The sequence below is a fragment of the Mesorhizobium sp. M7A.F.Ca.CA.004.04.2.1 genome (genome assembly GCF_004022825.1).
Lineage (GTDB): Bacteria > Pseudomonadota > Alphaproteobacteria > Rhizobiales > Rhizobiaceae > Mesorhizobium.
The window spans coordinates 1-15,486 of record NZ_RZPH01000032.1 but is presented as its reverse complement, the minus strand read 5'-3'; the positions used below and the strand labels follow the sequence as shown (position 1 = coordinate 15,486).

Below are 15,486 nucleotides of genomic sequence, written 5' to 3'. Positions count from 1 at the left end.
GTCCTGAGCGCCGCCGACACATTCATGGAAGAGGAAACCGAAGCGCTCGTGCGCCGGGTCTACCCTGATGTCCCCCTGTCACGGCCGATCGCCGGTTTCGGCGCCGTGCTCGACACGATCCATGCGCGCGAAACGATCGGCTTCGAGCCAAGCCATTCGTGGCGTTCCTATCCGAAGCCGGAGGCCGGACAATGAAACGGTTCGAAAAACAGAATGTTCTCGTCACCGGCGGCGCCGGCGCGATCGGCAGCGCAGCGGTGCGGCGTTTCCTTGACGAAGGCGCGCGGGTCGCCATTGTCGACCGCAATGGCGCGGCGGCGCAGCAACTGGCTCGCTCACTGGGTGAAAACGCCATTGCCATCGAAGCCGACGTCACCGACGAAGCGGATGTGCGGCGCGCCGTCGAGGCGACCGTCGAGACGTTCGGCGGCCTCGACGTGGTGTTCAACAATGCCGGCATTTCCGGCGTCGTCGCTCCCGTTCACGACCTGCCGGTCGAGGACTGGGATACGACCATCCGCATCAATCTGCGCGGCATCTTCCTCGTGCTGCAGGCTTCGCTTCGGGCGATGATCAAGGCCGGGACCGGTGGCTCGATCGTCAACATGGGCTCGTCCATGGCCGGTTGGGACGTCCTTTCGGGGGGAGCTGGCTATGTCGCTTCCAAACACGGCGTGGTCGGCCTGACGCGGGTCGCGGCGCTCGATGCCGCGCCCTATGGCATACGCGTCAATGCCATCTGCCCCGGCGTGATCGAGACGACGCTTGGCGTGCCAGCTTCCGGCAACGGCGAATTCAAGAGCAGCGTTCAGCATTTCGCCGACCGCATTCCGTTGCGCCGCATCGGCCAGCCGGACGATGTCGCGGCCGCCGTGGCTTTCCTGGCCTCCGACGAGGCGAAGCACGTCACAGGCGTGGATTGGCTGATCGACGGCGGCCAGACCTTGCAGAGCTGGGCCAATGCCCCTGATGGCGGCGCGTTTCCGAAATTTCGCTAAAGTCTTTTCGGCGGCATTGCCTGGATAATCCGGATGGCAAGATCGAGATCGGCGAGCCCGCCCGAAAGCGGCGTGCGCGGTTTCGCGCCGGCAAGGATGCAATCGGCGAAATGCAGCCACTCGCGGCGGAACGACGTATCAGGAACGCCAGGCAGAACGCGTTCGGATGCAGCCTCGCCTGTCGTTTCACGTAGCCGGACAGTCGCCGAGGCATTGCGGAAATAGGGGTTCTGGAATTCGATCCGCACCTCGTCGCGCTCGCCATGCACATGGATCCACTCGTCCCACCATTCATACTGGGCAAGTGCCATGTCGAAGAGGCAAGGGACGCCGCCATAGTCGAGCACGGCCAGCAACTGGTTCGGGCCGGTCTGCTGTGCATGGACGACGCGGTCGGGTGTGCCGAAAGCACCGCGCATGACGGCAAGGTCGTGGCTGGCGAGGCTGAGCAGTACAAGATAGAGATCGCGATAGCCGGCATGGTCCACACCGAGCGCCGCCTCGATGCGCCGAGCGACCGTTTCGCGCCCCGCCGCCAACACATCGGCCGGCACGTCGGTGACCCTGGTCTGCGTGTAGAGTTGGCCATAACGGTCGAAGCGGCCGGCGAAATCGTGGACATGGATCGACTTCGGCCGGCCGATGGCGGCGATGCGCTCCAGCCCGGTCTCATAGCCGGGATCATAGAATTTCATGTAGCCGACAAGGGCGACGAGGCCGCTCCGCTCGGCCTGCTCGACCAGCGGGCGCGCCTCCTGCGGCGTGAAGGCAAGCGGCTTCTCGACGATCAGGTGCTTGCCGGCGCGGATTGCATCGGCAACCATCTCGCCATGATCGTAGGTGCAGATCACGACCGCATCGACATTCGGGTCGGCAAGCAGCGCGCGATGGTCGGTATATCTGGCAGTGACGCCATAATGTTCCGCGACCTTGTCGGCCGTGCCGGGAGAGATGTCGCACAAGGCGGCGATGCGAAACGCCGGCAATTCCATCAGATAAGGCAAGTGCATCAGCTGGGCGATCTCGCCGCAGCCGATGACGCCGACGCCAATAACGCGATCCTGCATGTCAACCCTTCACGGCGCCGGCTGTCAGGCCGGCGATGAACTGCCGTTGCATGGCGACAAAGACGACGATCACCGGCAGTGTCGTGATCGTCAACGCGGCGAAATAGAGCGTCCAGAGCGAGTCGTATTGCTGGAAGAAGCTGACCAGTCCAAGCGGGATGGTCTGCACCGAAGGGTCGCGCAACAGCAGGAAGGCCAGGAAGAAATCATTCCAGATCTCGATGAAGCCGAAGATGAGGATCAGCGCAACGCCCGGCCGCACCAGGGGCAGCATGATGTGGATCAGGATCTCGAGCCGGCTGGCGCCATCGATGCGCGCGGCATCTTCGAGGTCGGCCGGCAATGTGATGAAGAAGCTGCGTAGGATGAAGACCGAAAGCGGCAGCGACGTCGCGGCATAGATGAAGGCAATGCCGAGCCGGCTGTTTATCAGGCCGAGATCGCGCGCCACCAGGAACAGCGGAATGGCCATCACCTGCGGCGGCACCAGCATGGCCGCAACCGCGACTGCGACCACAAGACCGCGTCCGGGGAAACGAAGACGCGCCACCGCATAGGCGCACGGCGTCGCGACGGCCACCAGAATGATCAATGCCGAGCCGGTGACGAAGATGCTGTTGACGATGCGCGATCCCATGCCGGCGATCCGCCAGGCATCGGCATAGTTCTGCAGCACCAGGCTCGATGGCGGACCCCAGACATTGCTGAGCATTTCCTGCTTGGTCTTGAGCGAACCGAACAGCACCCAAAGCAGCGGATAAACGGTCTCGAAGAGCACGAGGACGAGCGCGGCATAGATGCCGCCAAGTTCGAGGATGCCGCGCATGCCGAGGCGCTGCATGAGCCCGCGACGGCGAGAGCCGGCGGCGCCATCGTCCAGCGAAATTGGAGGGTTGGCGGCTGCTCTCATCAGACGTCGAGCCTTTGCCTGCGCATCAGGGCCAGCAGGCCGACACTGGCCAGCCCGACGATCATGAACAGCACATAGCCGATCGCCGCGGCGTAGCTCATGGCGCCGTCCTGGAAGGCCTTGCTCATCATGTAGGTGAGCACCACTTCGGTGGCGTGGTTCGGGCCGCCCTTGGTCAGGACATAGACGATGTCGAAATTGCGCACGAAGGCGCCGGAAAGGCCGAGGATGGTGTTGATGAAGATGATCGGCATCATCATCGGAACGGTGACGTGCCGGAAACGCTGCAAGGGGCCGGCGCCGTCCATTTTCGCGGATTCATAAAGTTCCGAGGGGATCGTCTGCAGCCCGGCCAGATAGATGACGGCATGGAAGCCGAGCCATTTCCAGACATCGACGACGATGATCGAGTAGAGCGCGATGTCGGCGTCGCCGAGCCATGATCGTTTCAGCCCGGCGAGGCCAATGAGATCGAGCCCGCTGTTGAGCAGGCCGAAGACGGGATTGTAGATCCAGGACCAGAGCAGGCCGACGGCAACGAAGGACATCGTCACCGGGACGAAAGCGGCGGCGCGGAAGAAGGCGCGGCCAAGCAGCGCCCGGTTCAGAAGCAGCGCCAGCCCGAGGCCGAGCGCGTTCTTCAGGACCACGACGGCAACGACGAAAATCAAATTGTTGCGCAGCGCACCGAGGAAAATGCGATCGTGCACGAGGCGCTTGTAGTTGGAAATACCTGCCCAGGTCGGGTCGGAAAACCCGTCCCAATTGTGCAGGCTGAGCCAGAAGCCGTTGACGAACGGCCAGAGGTAGAAAAGACCGAAGAGGATCGCGGCGGGCAGGATCATGACGAATGCGACCGCCCCGTCCCCGGCATTGAAGCGCCAGGTGCCGGATCGGCTCGAAACAGGAGCCTCCTCTTGCGGTCGCGTGCTCATGTGGCCTTCGCGCCTTGCGGGGTCAGCACCAGCCCGAGCGTGTCCCTGACATAGGCGATGCTCTCGAGCGTGCTTTGCTCTGCCGTTTTCTTGGACGCATCCAGCTCGATGATGGCGAGGCCATCGTAGTTTGCATCCAGCAGGACGTCGACGATGCCAGCGAGATCGACGACCCCGGCGCCGAGCTCGCAGAAAGCGCCATAGCGGTCATAGCCCTTCAACGCCGGATCGACCCTGGTGTCCTTGAAATGCATGTAGCGCACGGCGGAAATGTAGGTCCTGACCGCGTCGACCGGATCGGAATTGGTGTGGGCAAGATGCGCCGGATCGATGCACAGGCCGGCCAGGTCGGTATCCAGTTCATCCATCATGCGGTCGAGCTGGTCGCGGCGCTCGATGAAGGTGTCGAGGTGCGGGTGATAGACCGTCTCGATGCCAAGGTCCTTTGTCCGCCTGCCGATATCCTCGAGCGCCCGGCAAAAGGCGCGGTAGTCGTCGGCCGTGTACGCCCCGGCAGCGGCTTCCGAGGGACCGCCGCCGAGAACCAGCACCGGTGAGCCGAAGCCCTTCAACATCCTGGCCAGCGCGACGAGCACGTCACGTTCATAAGGCCAGGCGACAGGGTTGGTGAAGATCGCATTGACGTAGAAGGAGGAGAGCTTGATGCCATACTCGCTCTGGCCTTCCGACAGCAGCGCATAGCGCCGCAAGATGTCGGTGTCGGTGGTCACTCCCATCGGCGCCTGGTTGCCGAGCTGCATGTATTTGCGGGCGTACTGGTCCGACAGGCTGGTGAAGGCGAGGATCTCGAACCAGCCGAAGCCCTGGTCGGCGAGAAACTTGATGGCCGGCCTGAGCGGAAGGCCGGTCAGGTCCCAGCTGTTCAGATGATAGCCGATCGAGAAGCGCTGCCGTTCGGCGCGATGTGTCATCATGTGTTTTCTCCGATGGGCGAGGCTGCCCGAAGCAGGCAGCCTCTGTTTTTCTTGCCTGGCACATCAGCCCGGCTGGATGGGCGCTCGCTTGCAGGCGCTACTTCAGGGCCTCATTTGGGCGGCCAGCTGCCCTGGGCCTTGAGGTCATCGAAGATGGTCTGGATCGATGCGGCGGCGTCTTCGGGCGTCGTGGTGCCGCCGACGATGCCGGCGATTGCCGAAGACGTGGCGCTCGCGACCTCCGAGGGCCAGATCCAGTCGAGGAACTTGATCGTGTTCGGGAAGGCTTGCTTGCGCAATTCGACGGCATAGGCATCGTCGACCTGCGGCACGCCCTTGATCGAGGCCGCGATCGGCTGTTCCGGCGCGAGGTAGAGCGTCGCGACTTCAGGCCGTGTCAGATATTCGATGAATTTGACCGCGGCATCGAGCTTCTCGGGCGGGATCGAGGAGGCGACGCACATGCCGTTGTCGGCACCGCCGCCATGGCCGGGCGCTCCCGGCGTTCCGTCCATTTTCGGAAAGGCGAAGACGCCCCATTTGAAGTCCTTGACGCTCGACTGGAGCGACGGGATTTCCCAGGTGCCGCCATAATACATGGCGCTCTTGCCGGCGGCGAACGCCGCACGCATGCCGTCCTGGTCGACGGAAAGCGAATCCTTGGAAAGGATGCCATCATCGACCCATTGCTTGATCAGCTTGAAGCCCTCGACATCGGGCGCGTCGGTGAACTTGGCCGTACCCTCGAGGTTCTTCTGCGTCTTGCCGACCGGGTCGCCCGAGGCCTGCGAGAAGGTCTCGAAGTACCACATCGGCCACATCACGGTGTTCGAGCCCTGATGCAGCAGAGGGATCACGCCCTCGGTCTTGAACTTCGGCACGGCTGCCTTCAGGTCGTCATAGGTTGGCGGGACAGGAATGGCGAGCTTCTGAAAGAGATCGACATTGTAGAAGATCGTCGATGTCGACAGCGTCGAGATCGGCACGCCGTAGACTTGGCCGTTGACCGTGAAGGCGCCAAGTGCAGCGGCGTCGATCCTGTCCTGGAACGGCTTGATCTTGTCGGCAATCGGCATCACCAGTTTGCGCCTGACATAGGCGCCATTGGTGTAGAAGGCCGGGCAGGCGATCAGGTCCATTTCCTGGTTTGCAAGTTTTGCGGTCATCACGCGCTGAATGGAATCGGTTTGCGGCCCCTGGGCATCCCATTCGACGGCGGCGACGTCGGGGTTGGCCTTGAGGAAGCCGTCGATGACCTGTTGCTGGATTTTCTTTTGCTCGTCCGGCGGTTGACGCGGCGCGAGTTCGTCGAGCGCCGAGCCGCCGAAAATCTTGAGCGTGATCCCGTCGGCGTGGCCGATGCCGGGCACTGTGATCAGGCCGAGACCTAGCAGTGCGGTGGCGAGGATGGGAGCGGCGGGACGTTGTTTAGGACGATGGGTCACTCTCTGCTGAAGGGGCATCTGGCTCTCCTTTACGCCAATGCCGAGGGGCAACCTCGGGACCAATATCGTTGATGGTCATATGATCTTGGTCGCCTGTTGATGTTTTTGTCAATCGGCAACAATGCCTATTATTTCATCGATCGCACCGCCCCCTTTCATGTTCGGCGTGGCCCGTGCGGTGTTCAATTTGCTTGGGCATTGATCTGCAAGAAGATCGGCAAACCAATTGTCGGATGCTGGCTGCTCCCGGTGACGGACAAGCCCCAATCTTCGCAATCTACTTCACGCCGATGCCGGCGGTCAGGCCGCCATCGATCTTGTAGTCCGCGCCAGTGCAGAAGCCGGCCTTCGACGAACACAGGAAAGCGATGAGTTCGGCCACTTCCTCCGGCTCGCCGATGCGTCCGATGGGGTGCGCTTCGCCGAAGCGCTTGTAGGCGGCCTCGACATCGGCATCCGTGCCGTTCTGCCCGCGGGCGGCCTTCTCCAGGATTGGGGTGCGGATCGAGCCCGGGCTGACGGAATTGACGCGGATGCCGGAGCGCGCATGGTCGAGGGCCAGGGCACGCGTCAGCGTGTGGATGGCGCCCTTGGTGGTGGCATAGGCGGCGACGTTTTGCTGGCAGGCAAAGCCCTGCACCGAAGCGACGTTGACGATGGCGCCGCCGCCCATGCGGACCATTTCCGGGATGCCGAAATGTGCGGTCAGATAGATGGACCCGACATTGACCGACATCGCCCTGTTCCAGGTCTCGAAATCGGTGCTGGTCGCGGTTCCGTACGGATGCACCGCCGCCGAATTGACGATGATATCGAGGCCGCCGAACCGCTCCACGCCGGCCGCGACCGCGTCGCGAACCTGATCGGGCACGGAGACGTCGGCGTCTATGACCAGCGCCCCGGCTGCGGAGCTTTCCAGTTCCGCTTTCAGCGCAGTATTGGCCGCGCGGTCGATGCCGCAGGCGACGATCGCAGCACCCCCTGCAGCGAGGCGTCTGGCGGTTGCGAGGCCAATCCCGGTCGTGCCCGTCACCAAAGCCACCTTGCCGTCGAAATCCTTCATTGGGAAAACTCCTTCATTCGCTGTCCGAAACCGTTCCTAGTTTGACACCCATTGTGGTCCAACAATAGGTTGCCATCCTCTCGCAGAAGGAAGCGGCTATGGAACAGTGCTGGCGCTGGTATGGACCGAACGACCCGGTAACGCTCGATCATGTCAGGCAGGCCGGTGCGACCGGCGTGGTGAGCGCCTTGCACGATATCTATGACGGGCGCGCCTGGCCGCTCGAGAGCATTCTGGAGCGCAAGCGTGTCATCGAGGCCGCCGGCCTGACATGGTCGGTGGTCGAGAGCATTCCGGTCCACAATTCATTCAAGATCGGCGCGCCGGAACGCGAGCGCTATGCCGGCTACTATCGTGACTCAATTCGCGCGCTCGCCAAGGCCGGCATTGCGACGGTCTGCTACAATTTCATGCCGGTGGTCGACTGGACGCGCACGGATCTCGCCTATCGGCTGCCAACGACAGGTTATGCGTTGCGTTTCGACGCCATCGATTTCGCGGCCTACGATTTGTTTGTGCTGAAGCGCGTCAATGCCGAGGCCGGCTATACCCCCGCCCGCATTGCCGAGGCGGAAGCGCGGCTGAAGGAATTGAGCAGCGAAGCGATCGACAGGATCGAGCGCAACCTGATCACCGGCCTGCCTGCGACCGAGCGCAGCTATGACAGGGACAGTTTTCGCGAGGCCCTGGCGGACTATGATGCGATCGGACCGAAGGAGCTGCGCGACAACCTTGCCTGGTTCCTGCGCGAGATCATTCCGGTGGCCGAAGAGGAGGGGGTGCGCATGTGCATCCATCCCGACGACCCGCCCTTCTCGCTCTATGGCCTGCCGCGCATCGTTTCGACCGCCGAGGATGCGCGTTTCATCCTCAACGCCGTCGACAGCCCCGCCAACGGCCTGACGTTCTGCACCGGCTCCTATGGCACGCGCGCCGACAACGACATCGTCGCCATGGTCAAGGAGTTCGCCGACCGCATCCATTTCGCCCATCTGCGCAACATCACCATCGAGGATGACGGCTCGTTCCACGAGGCCGAGCATCTCGAGGGCGGCACCGACATGGCGCATGTTATCCTGGCTCTGATGCAGGAAGAGGCGCGCCGCCGTCGGGAAGGCCGCGCCGACTGGCGCATTCCTATGCGGCCCGACCATGGCCATCTGCTCGCCGACGATATCGGCAAGACCAGGCTCAATCCTGGCTATTCGCTGATCGGCCGGCTGAAAGGCCTCGCCGAGCTGCGTGGCATCATGCGCGCCATCGAGCGGTTCGAGCTGGCTTGAATGCGCTCCGGCCGGTCGGCTGGCGGATTTACAGGCGATCACGCGCGGTTGCGCTTCCGCTGTGACTTATACGATGTCGCACTGGAAAGTGCGGCCTACGAGAGGCATGGCGGGTAAAGCACGTGTCGGGAAATTATTTGCCGGCAGTTCACAATATGCAGCGCTGACGTTCTTCCATTCGGGCCAGATTGGACTTCCTGTTGCTTTGATCGGCACGCCTTGCGTGTCACTTTGAGATGCATTCATTCTCGAAGCTCTTGCCGGTGGTCGCTTCTATTTCTCCTAAGCCAAGGCAGAGAAAAGAAGGAACCTGAGCATGCCCAGAATTGTGCCGGTGCTCGATCTGAGCCGTCTCGAACAAGGTGCTTCCGAGTATCGTACCTTTCTCCTGGACCTGCGCACGGCGGCTCGGGACGTCGGCTTCTTTTACCTCAGCGGCCACGGAATTTCGGCCTCGGAGATCGACGACGTGATCGACGCCTCGCGCCGGTTCTTCGCGCTGCCGGAGGCCGACAAGCTGGCGATCGAAATGGTCAAATCCCAGCAGTTCCGCGGCTATACCCGCGCCGGTGGCGAACTGACCAAGGGCGCGGCCGACTGGCGTGAGCAACTCGACATCGGCGTCGAGCGCCAGCCCATAGCGCAGGGACCTGGAATTGCACCGTGGACACGGCTGCAGGGGCCGAACCAGTGGCCGCCTGCACTGCCGGAGCTCAAGCCGGCACTGCTTGCATGGCAGGCCAAGGCGACCGCGGTGGCGATTCGGCTGTTGAAAGCCTTCGCGCTATCGCTCGATCAGCCCGAGGACGCCTTCGACGCGATCTACCGGGACTCGCCCAACCATCGTATGAAGATCGTTCGTTATCCCGGCCGTGACGCGACCGAAGGCGACCAGGGCGTCGGCGCGCACAAGGATGGCGGCTTCCTGACCCTGCTGCTGCAGGACGACAACAAGGGGCTGCAGGTCGAATATGACGGAAGCTGGGTGAATGTGGATCCGCTGCCCGGAACGCTGGTCGTCAACATCGGCGAACTGCTCGAACTCGCATCGAATGGATATCTGCGGGCCACCGTGCACCGCGTCGTGACGCCGCCTGCCGGCGTCGAGCGGATTTCCGTTCCCTTCTTCTTCAGCGCGCGGCTCGATGCGACCATCCCGCTTCTCGGCCTTTCCGAGGAACTGGCGGCGCAGGCGCGCGGACCGGCAAGCGATCCCGACAACCCCTTGTTCCGCGATGTCGGCACCAATGTGCTCAAAAGCCGGCTGCGTTCCCATCCCGACGTGGCACGCCGCCACTATGCCGATCTTCTGGAGACTGGAACGGTGGGTTCGTGACGGTCGCCTGGCACGAATTTTTGCCGTTTGGCATGTTTTTTGGAATGCCATTCGTCGCCAAGGCTTGGAAATAAGCTCAAAAAGGTAAAATCGTTCGGCGGTTTCCTCCCATTTCGCCGAACGGTGTTCCCCTCTGAAGGTTTTGACCTTCTTTTTGGCCGGGCCGTATTCGAGCCCGGCCTTTTTTGTCCTGGGGTATCAGGCGCAAAACTGAAATGCTGCAAAAGCCCGGCGCAGCGGAACAGAATACCTTCCCGAGTTGGGCTGACCGTCCGATCCTGAGAAGGATTCGAGCACTGTGCTCGACTGTATCGATCGGCGGAACATCTTTCATGACACGAAAACAACTGCGCCTCGGCGCCTTCATGCGCCCCGTCAGCCTGCACACCGGCGCCTGGCGCTATCCGGGCGCCTATCCCGACGCCAATTTCAATTTCGCGCATCTGAAGCGCTTCGCCCAGACCCTGGAAGCGGCGAAGTTCGACGCCTTCTTCATGGCCGACCATCTGGCCGTTCTGAACATGCCGATCGAGGCTTTGCGGCGCAGCCACACGGTCACCTCGTTCGAGCCGTTCACGCTACTGTCGGCGCTCGCCGCCGTCACTGACCATATCGGGCTGGTCGCCACCGCATCGACGACGTTCGACGCGCCCTATCATGTTGCTCGCCGCTTCGCCTCGCTGGACCATATCAGCGGTGGACGCGCCGGCTGGAACATCGTCACCACGTCCAACCCTGACGCGGCGCTGAACTTCGGCCTCGACGAGCATGTCGAGCATGATGAGCGCTACCGGCGGGCGCGGGAATTCTACGATGTCGTCACCGGCCTGTGGGACAGCTTTGCCGACGATGCCTTCATCCGCGACGCCGAAAGCGGGTTCTATTTCGATCCGGCCAGGCTGCATGTGCTCGACCACAAGGGCGAACATCTCTCGGTGCGTGGGCCGCTCAACATCGCCCGGCCAATCCAGGGTTGGCCGGTCGTCGTCCAGGCCGGCGCGTCGGAGGCTGGACGCCAACTGGCGGCGGAGACAGCGGAGGTCATTTTCGCCGCCCATGCGGATATCGCGGCGGGACAGCGTTTCTTTGCCGACGTCAAAGGCCGTGCGGAGAAACTCGGCCGCTCGCGTGACGACATCAAGATCCTGCCTGGCGCCTTTGTCGTTGTCGGCGACAGCGTCGAGGACGCGCAGGCCAGGCGGGCGAAGCTCGACAGCCTCGTCTACTACGAGAGCGGCATCGCCTCGCTGTCGATCGCGATCGGACACGATGCGTCCGGATTTGACCCGGACGCGCCCTTGCCCGAAATCCCCGAGACCAATGCGAGCAGGAGTGGCCGCGAGCGCGTCATCGAACTGGCACGCGAGGAGAACCTGACCGTCAGGCAGCTTGCGCAAAGGCTGGGCGGCTATTCCGGCCTTGCTTTTGTCGGCACGCCTGAAACAATCGCCGACGAGATGGAGGAATGGCTGGTTGCCGAGGGCTCTGACGGGTTCAACATCATGTTTCCCTACCTGCCGGCAGGGCTGGATGATTTTGCCGAGAAAGTGGTACCGGAATTGCAACGGCGAGGCATCTTCAGGCGGCAATATGAGGGGTCGACACTGCGCGAGAATCTCGGCTTGAAGCGGCCGCCCAACCGGTTTTTCTAGTAGAACATCCTTCGCGGAGAGGTCTCCATGTCAATCCAGTCCAACACCCGCATCGTGCTCGCGGCGCGACCGCAAGGCCGGCCGAAGCCGGATCATTTCCGCATCGAGACGGTTGACCTTGACCAGCCGGGAGAGGGCGAACTGCTGTTGCAGATCCTTTATCTGTCGCTCGATCCCTATATGCGCGGTCGTATGAACGCCACCAAATCCTATGCCAAGCCGGTCGATGTCGACGGTGTGATGGAAGGCGGCACCGTCGCGCGTGTGATGATCTCTCGCCATCCGGAATTTGCTGAAGGCGATATCGTCCTGTCCCACTCCGGATGGCAGAGTTTCGCCCTGTCCGACGGTGTCGGGCTGCGCAAGCTCGATCCCGCGGCTGCACCCATAACAACCGCGCTCGGCGTGCTCGGCATGCCGGGCTTTACGGCCTATGCCGGTCTGCTCACCATCGGGCAGCCGAAGCCTGGCGAGACGGTCGTCGTCGCGGCCGCCAGCGGCGCGGTCGGGTCGGCCGTTGGCCAGATCGCGCGCATCAAGGGTGCGCGTGCCGTCGGCATTGCCGGCGGTGCCGAAAAGTGCGCCTTCGTGCGAGAAGAGCTCGGCTTTGACGCGGTCGTCGATCACCGGGCCGACGATTTTGCAGAGCAGTTGAAGGCAGCTTGCCCCGGCGGCATCGACATCTATTTCGAAAATGTCGGCGGTCCTGTCTGGGACGCGGTGTTTCCGCTGCTGAACGAATTTGCGCGTGTGCCGGTCTGCGGGCTGATCGCGCAGTACAACGTCATCGCGGATGCCGGCACCGACCGGTTGCCGACATTGATGCAGCAAGTGCTGCACCGCAGCCTGACGATAAGGGGTTTTATCCAGCGCGAATTTGTCGACCAGCGCCCGGCCTTCTATCGCGAGATGGCCGAATGGATAGCGTCCGGCCGCGTCCGCTACAGGGAAGATATCGTGGACGGCATCGAAAATGCGCCTCAGGCCTTTCTCGGCCTTCTCGAAGGCAGGAATTTCGGCAAGCTGATCGTGCGTATCGCGGAATAATTGTTGCACAACGATGAGCCGGGGCTGCCGAGACAATCGCTGTCGCAGCCCGGCGCGGCGCCTTTTTTGTTCACCACATCATGAAGGAGGCGACGTCCGCATCCGAGACCTTGCCGGCATTCACGTCAGCGATTGCCTGGTCGACGATCGCGACGCCCTCGGTCATCTCGTCTTCCGTCAGCGTCAGCGGTGGCATGAACTCCAGCACATTGGCCCTCAACCCGACATAGGTGAAGGCTGCACCCAACTCATAGCCGCGATAGATGATCTTGGCCGTGGTCGCCGCCGCAACCGGCTCACGTGTCGTGCGGTCCTTGACCAGGTCGACGCCGATGGCAAGCCCGCGCCCGCGCACGTCGCCGATGATCTCGTGTCTGTCGCCAAGCGCCCGCAATGCGTCGGAAAACAGCATGCCGATCCGCGCCGAGCGCTCGACCAGGCCGTCCGTCTCGATCGTCTTCAGCACCGCGTTGCCGGCCGATGTCGCCACCGGATTGCCTGCGGTTGTCTGCAGCGCGAAGGCCGGCGCATGGTCCATGATCCCCTTAGGGCCGATCACGGCCGACAACGGCAAGCCACCGCCGATGCCTTTGCCGAAGACGACGAGGTCCGGCGTCAGTCCTTCATGCTGGAAGCAGTGCATCATGCCGCTGCGAGCGAGCCCGACCTTGACCTCGTCGACGACAATCTTGATGCCGTGCCTGCGGCAACGCTCCTGCAATGCCTTGAGAAAGCCGGGCGGCGGCACGATCAGCCCGCCATCCGACATCAACGGCTCAATGAACACCGCCGCGACCTGATGCGGCGGGCAGGTGGTCTCGAACTGGTAGTCGAGCAGGGCAAGCACGTCCTCGCTGCTGAAATTCGGGCGGTACGGATCGGGATAGGGCAGCAGAAGCACGCCCGGCCGGGGCAGCGTGTGGGTCATGGCGGTATGGCCGCTGATGCCCATCGAGCCGGAGAGATTGCCGTGATAGGAACCGATGAACGAGATGAAGCGCGAGCGGCCGGTGGCTGCCTGCAGCACGCGCACCGCGCAGTCATTGGCATCCGACCCGGAATGGCCGAACCAGACGCGTCGTTCGCCTTCTCCGGGCGTAATCGCCAGCAGCCGCTCCGCCAGCGATACGGCGGGCTCGTTCGGGTAGAGCAGCAGGCTGGCGCCCGCCATGTCGCGGATCGACGTCTCGACCGCTTCGACTATTGCCGGATGGCCGTAGCCGAGCACCGCCGGACCGGCCGATCCCGACAGGTCGAGCAAGGAGCGGCCGCCTTCCTCGATCAGCCGGTTGCCCCGGCCGCCGATGACGCTGAGCGGGGAGAAACGCAGCTTGCCGATCTGGGCGATGGTCGCGGCATCACGTTCGCGCAGGCTGAGATTGCTCACGACACGGATTCCGTTTCGAGCGCCGGCAGTGCCGCCGCCAGCCGGTCCGCCCATTCCTCGATGCCGGACCGTGTCGACAAAAGGTCCTGCCGGATCTCGACGAGGACGGCGGGGATGCCGCGATCATCGCCATGAATGGGCACGGCGTAATCGGCGTCGCGGCTGATCACATAGGGCACGTTGGCCGCGACATTGAGCCCGGCGTCGGTGCGCAGGCCCGAAAGGATCGTTTCTGCGAGATCTCTTGCTTGGTCGTGCAGCACGCCGGCATGCCAGGGTCTGCTGACACCGAGGAAGACCGGCGTGAAGGAATGGATCGTCACGATCCGGGTCTGCCGGCCTGCTTGCGCCCGGCGGTCAAGATACGCAGTCACCCGGTCATGAAACGGCGAAAAGATGATCTCGGCGCGCCGGATCCGCTCCGCCGAATCGATGCCGACATTGCCGGGAATGTCGGTGTCTTCCGACAGCACCGGAATGCTGCCTGGCGTGCCCAGTGGCCGGTTGAGGTCGATCAGCAGCCGCGAGTAACCGCTGAGGAAGGCCGGTGCATCGAGCTTCGACGACAGCAGGCGGGTCACTTCGGCGGCGCCGATATCCCAGGCGATGTGGCGCTGCAGATGGCTGGCATCGAGGCCGAGCTGCCGATACTCGGCCGGCATGTGGTTGGACGCATGCTCACACAACAGCACGATATCGGAGCGGCCGTGCTCGTTGAGGACCTCGACGGCCTCGGGCCAATCTTTTCTGGCCTGCGCGGTCATCAATAGAGCGTCCGGTAGAGATCGCAGATGGAGGCCGGATCGAGACCGGCAAGACGCTCGGACTCATGTCGCTTGAGGCCGACGAAGGTTTCGATGAAGACAGGCGCGAACCATCCCGTCACGATGCCGTCGGCCAGCAACGCGTCCAGTGCCACGGGCAGGGTTTCGGGCAGGCGCACCAGACCGAGACTCGCCCGCTCAGCCTCGCTCATCAGTGTCGGGTCGCCGGTGACCAAAGGCGGCGACGGCAGGCCCGCCTTCAGCCCTTCCAGCCCGGCGCGGATGATCGCCGCCAGCGACAGATAGGGATTGCCGGTGGCGTCAGCGGCCCGGTATTCGATGTTGTATTGCCGCGCCGGATCGCGTCCGCCGATCGTCACAGTCGGGCAGATGCGCAGCGACGCCTCGCGGTCGCGGTCGGCGAGCCAGGTATAGGACGAACTCCAGCTGTGCGGCTTCAGCCGGTAGAAGGACGACACGCTCGACGCCGTCATCGCGGTCATTCCAGGCAGATGGCGCAGCACGCCGGCACAGAAGGCGCCGGCTTTGGCGGAAAGACCTCCGGGCTGCGTTGGATCGTATGTCACCGGCTTGCCGGCCTCGTCGACAAAGCTGAAATGGATGTGGACGCCGTTGCCGACGGCAGTTGGCGCGGTTTTGGGCG

At 63.1% G+C, this 15,486-nt stretch carries 13 protein-coding genes and 2 pseudogenes; 6 read left to right on the top strand and 9 right to left on the bottom strand.

Translation table 11 applies throughout. The features are described 5' to 3' along the window. Positions 1 to 195 (top strand): annotated as a pseudogene (locus EN893_RS03130) (NAD(P)-dependent oxidoreductase); the annotation flags it as partial. Continuing rightward, positions 192 to 998 carry an SDR family NAD(P)-dependent oxidoreductase gene (locus tag EN893_RS03125; protein WP_127267632.1) on the top strand — a complete coding sequence of 269 codons (807 nt, stop codon included), beginning with the start codon at positions 192 to 194 and terminating at the stop codon, positions 996 to 998. The pseudogene EN893_RS03130 and the gene EN893_RS03125, both read left to right, overlap by 4 nt. Here EN893_RS03125 and EN893_RS03120 read toward each other — a convergent pair. The 6 genes from EN893_RS03120 to EN893_RS03095 all read right to left on the bottom strand — a co-directional run bounded on the left by EN893_RS03120 (position 995) and on the right by EN893_RS03095 (position 7,353). Next, positions 995 to 2,065 carry a Gfo/Idh/MocA family oxidoreductase gene (locus tag EN893_RS03120; protein ID WP_127267631.1) on the bottom strand — a complete coding sequence of 357 codons (1,071 nt, stop codon included), beginning with the start codon at positions 2,063 to 2,065 and terminating at the stop codon, positions 995 to 997. The genes EN893_RS03125 and EN893_RS03120 overlap by 4 nt on opposite strands. A gap of 1 nt (position 2,066) precedes the next feature. Next, positions 2,067 to 2,975, bottom strand: coding sequence for a carbohydrate ABC transporter permease (locus EN893_RS03115; RefSeq protein WP_127267630.1), 909 nt, complete (start codon positions 2,973 to 2,975; stop codon positions 2,067 to 2,069). After that, the gene (locus EN893_RS03110; protein ID WP_127267629.1) at positions 2,975 to 3,910 is read right to left on the bottom strand and encodes a sugar ABC transporter permease; all 936 of its coding nucleotides are present in this window, start codon (positions 3,908 to 3,910) and stop codon (positions 2,975 to 2,977) included. The genes EN893_RS03115 and EN893_RS03110 overlap by 1 nt, the downstream gene beginning before the upstream one ends. Further along, on the bottom strand, positions 3,907 to 4,845 hold the full coding sequence (locus EN893_RS03105) for a sugar phosphate isomerase/epimerase (RefSeq protein WP_128361397.1): 939 nt from the start codon (positions 4,843 to 4,845) through the stop codon (positions 3,907 to 3,909). The genes EN893_RS03110 and EN893_RS03105 overlap by 4 nt, the downstream gene beginning before the upstream one ends. Positions 4,846 to 4,955: 110 nt before the next feature. Continuing rightward, positions 4,956 to 6,308 (bottom strand): extracellular solute-binding protein, encoded by a 1,353-nt coding sequence (locus EN893_RS03100; RefSeq protein ID WP_127267238.1) that lies wholly within the window; start codon positions 6,306 to 6,308, stop codon positions 4,956 to 4,958. A 259-nt stretch (positions 6,309 to 6,567) separates the two neighbouring features. After that, positions 6,568 to 7,353, bottom strand: a complete 786-nt coding sequence (locus EN893_RS03095) for an SDR family oxidoreductase (RefSeq protein WP_127267237.1) — start codon at positions 7,351 to 7,353, stop codon at positions 6,568 to 6,570. Positions 7,354 to 7,451: 98 nt separating this feature from the next. Between EN893_RS03095 and uxuA the strand changes: the two genes are divergently transcribed. From uxuA to EN893_RS03075, 4 genes are all read left to right on the top strand, one after another. Continuing rightward, a complete protein-coding gene (uxuA, locus tag EN893_RS03090; protein ID WP_127267236.1) occupies positions 7,452 to 8,636 on the top strand; it encodes a mannonate dehydratase in 1,185 nt (394 codons plus the stop codon). Positions 8,637 to 8,952: 316 nt separating this feature from the next. After that, positions 8,953 to 9,972, top strand: a complete 1,020-nt coding sequence (locus EN893_RS03085) for an isopenicillin N synthase family oxygenase (protein ID WP_127267235.1) — start codon at positions 8,953 to 8,955, stop codon at positions 9,970 to 9,972. Positions 9,973 to 10,304: 332 nt separating this feature from the next. Beyond that, positions 10,305 to 11,624, top strand: a complete 1,320-nt coding sequence (locus EN893_RS03080; RefSeq protein ID WP_127267234.1) for an LLM class flavin-dependent oxidoreductase — start codon at positions 10,305 to 10,307, stop codon at positions 11,622 to 11,624. 27 nt (positions 11,625 to 11,651) lie between these two features. Further along, positions 11,652 to 12,671, top strand: coding sequence for an NADP-dependent oxidoreductase (locus EN893_RS03075; protein ID WP_127267233.1), 1,020 nt, complete (start codon positions 11,652 to 11,654; stop codon positions 12,669 to 12,671). A 70-nt stretch (positions 12,672 to 12,741) separates the two neighbouring features. On the opposite strand, the gene EN893_RS03070 is transcribed toward EN893_RS03075, so the two are convergent. The 3 genes and pseudogenes from EN893_RS03070 to EN893_RS03060 form a co-directional block, all read right to left on the bottom strand. Beyond that, complete coding sequence (locus tag EN893_RS03070; protein ID WP_127267232.1) at positions 12,742 to 14,058, bottom strand: aspartate aminotransferase family protein; 1,317 nt, start codon at positions 14,056 to 14,058, stop codon at positions 12,742 to 12,744. Next, on the bottom strand, positions 14,055 to 14,822 hold the full coding sequence (locus tag EN893_RS03065; protein ID WP_127267231.1) for an N-formylglutamate amidohydrolase: 768 nt from the start codon (positions 14,820 to 14,822) through the stop codon (positions 14,055 to 14,057). The genes EN893_RS03070 and EN893_RS03065 overlap by 4 nt, the downstream gene beginning before the upstream one ends. Beyond that, positions 14,822 to 15,486, bottom strand: a pseudogene (locus EN893_RS03060) (glutamine synthetase); the annotation flags it as partial. The gene EN893_RS03065 and the pseudogene EN893_RS03060, both read right to left, overlap by 1 nt.

Excerpts from the sequence above, each read along its gene's own strand:
- EN893_RS03125 (WP_127267632.1), top strand. The coding sequence starts at position 192 with ATGAAACGGTTCGAAAAACAGAATGTTCTCGTCACCGGCGGCGCCGGC.
- EN893_RS03120 (WP_127267631.1), bottom strand. The coding sequence starts at position 2,065 with ATGCAGGATCGCGTTATTGGCGTCGGCGTCATCGGCTGCGGCGAGATC.
- EN893_RS03115 (WP_127267630.1), bottom strand. The coding sequence starts at position 2,975 with ATGAGAGCAGCCGCCAACCCTCCAATTTCGCTGGACGATGGCGCCGCC.
- EN893_RS03110 (WP_127267629.1), bottom strand. The coding sequence starts at position 3,910 with ATGAGCACGCGACCGCAAGAGGAGGCTCCTGTTTCGAGCCGATCCGGC.
- EN893_RS03105 (WP_128361397.1), bottom strand. The coding sequence starts at position 4,845 with ATGATGACACATCGCGCCGAACGGCAGCGCTTCTCGATCGGCTATCAT.
- EN893_RS03100 (WP_127267238.1), bottom strand. The coding sequence starts at position 6,308 with ATGCCCCTTCAGCAGAGAGTGACCCATCGTCCTAAACAACGTCCCGCC.
- EN893_RS03095 (WP_127267237.1), bottom strand. The coding sequence starts at position 7,353 with ATGAAGGATTTCGACGGCAAGGTGGCTTTGGTGACGGGCACGACCGGG.
- uxuA (WP_127267236.1), top strand. The coding sequence starts at position 7,452 with ATGGAACAGTGCTGGCGCTGGTATGGACCGAACGACCCGGTAACGCTC.
- EN893_RS03085 (WP_127267235.1), top strand. The coding sequence starts at position 8,953 with ATGCCCAGAATTGTGCCGGTGCTCGATCTGAGCCGTCTCGAACAAGGT.
- EN893_RS03080 (WP_127267234.1), top strand. The coding sequence starts at position 10,305 with ATGACACGAAAACAACTGCGCCTCGGCGCCTTCATGCGCCCCGTCAGC.
- EN893_RS03075 (WP_127267233.1), top strand. The coding sequence starts at position 11,652 with ATGTCAATCCAGTCCAACACCCGCATCGTGCTCGCGGCGCGACCGCAA.
- EN893_RS03065 (WP_127267231.1), bottom strand. The coding sequence starts at position 14,822 with ATGACCGCGCAGGCCAGAAAAGATTGGCCCGAGGCCGTCGAGGTCCTC.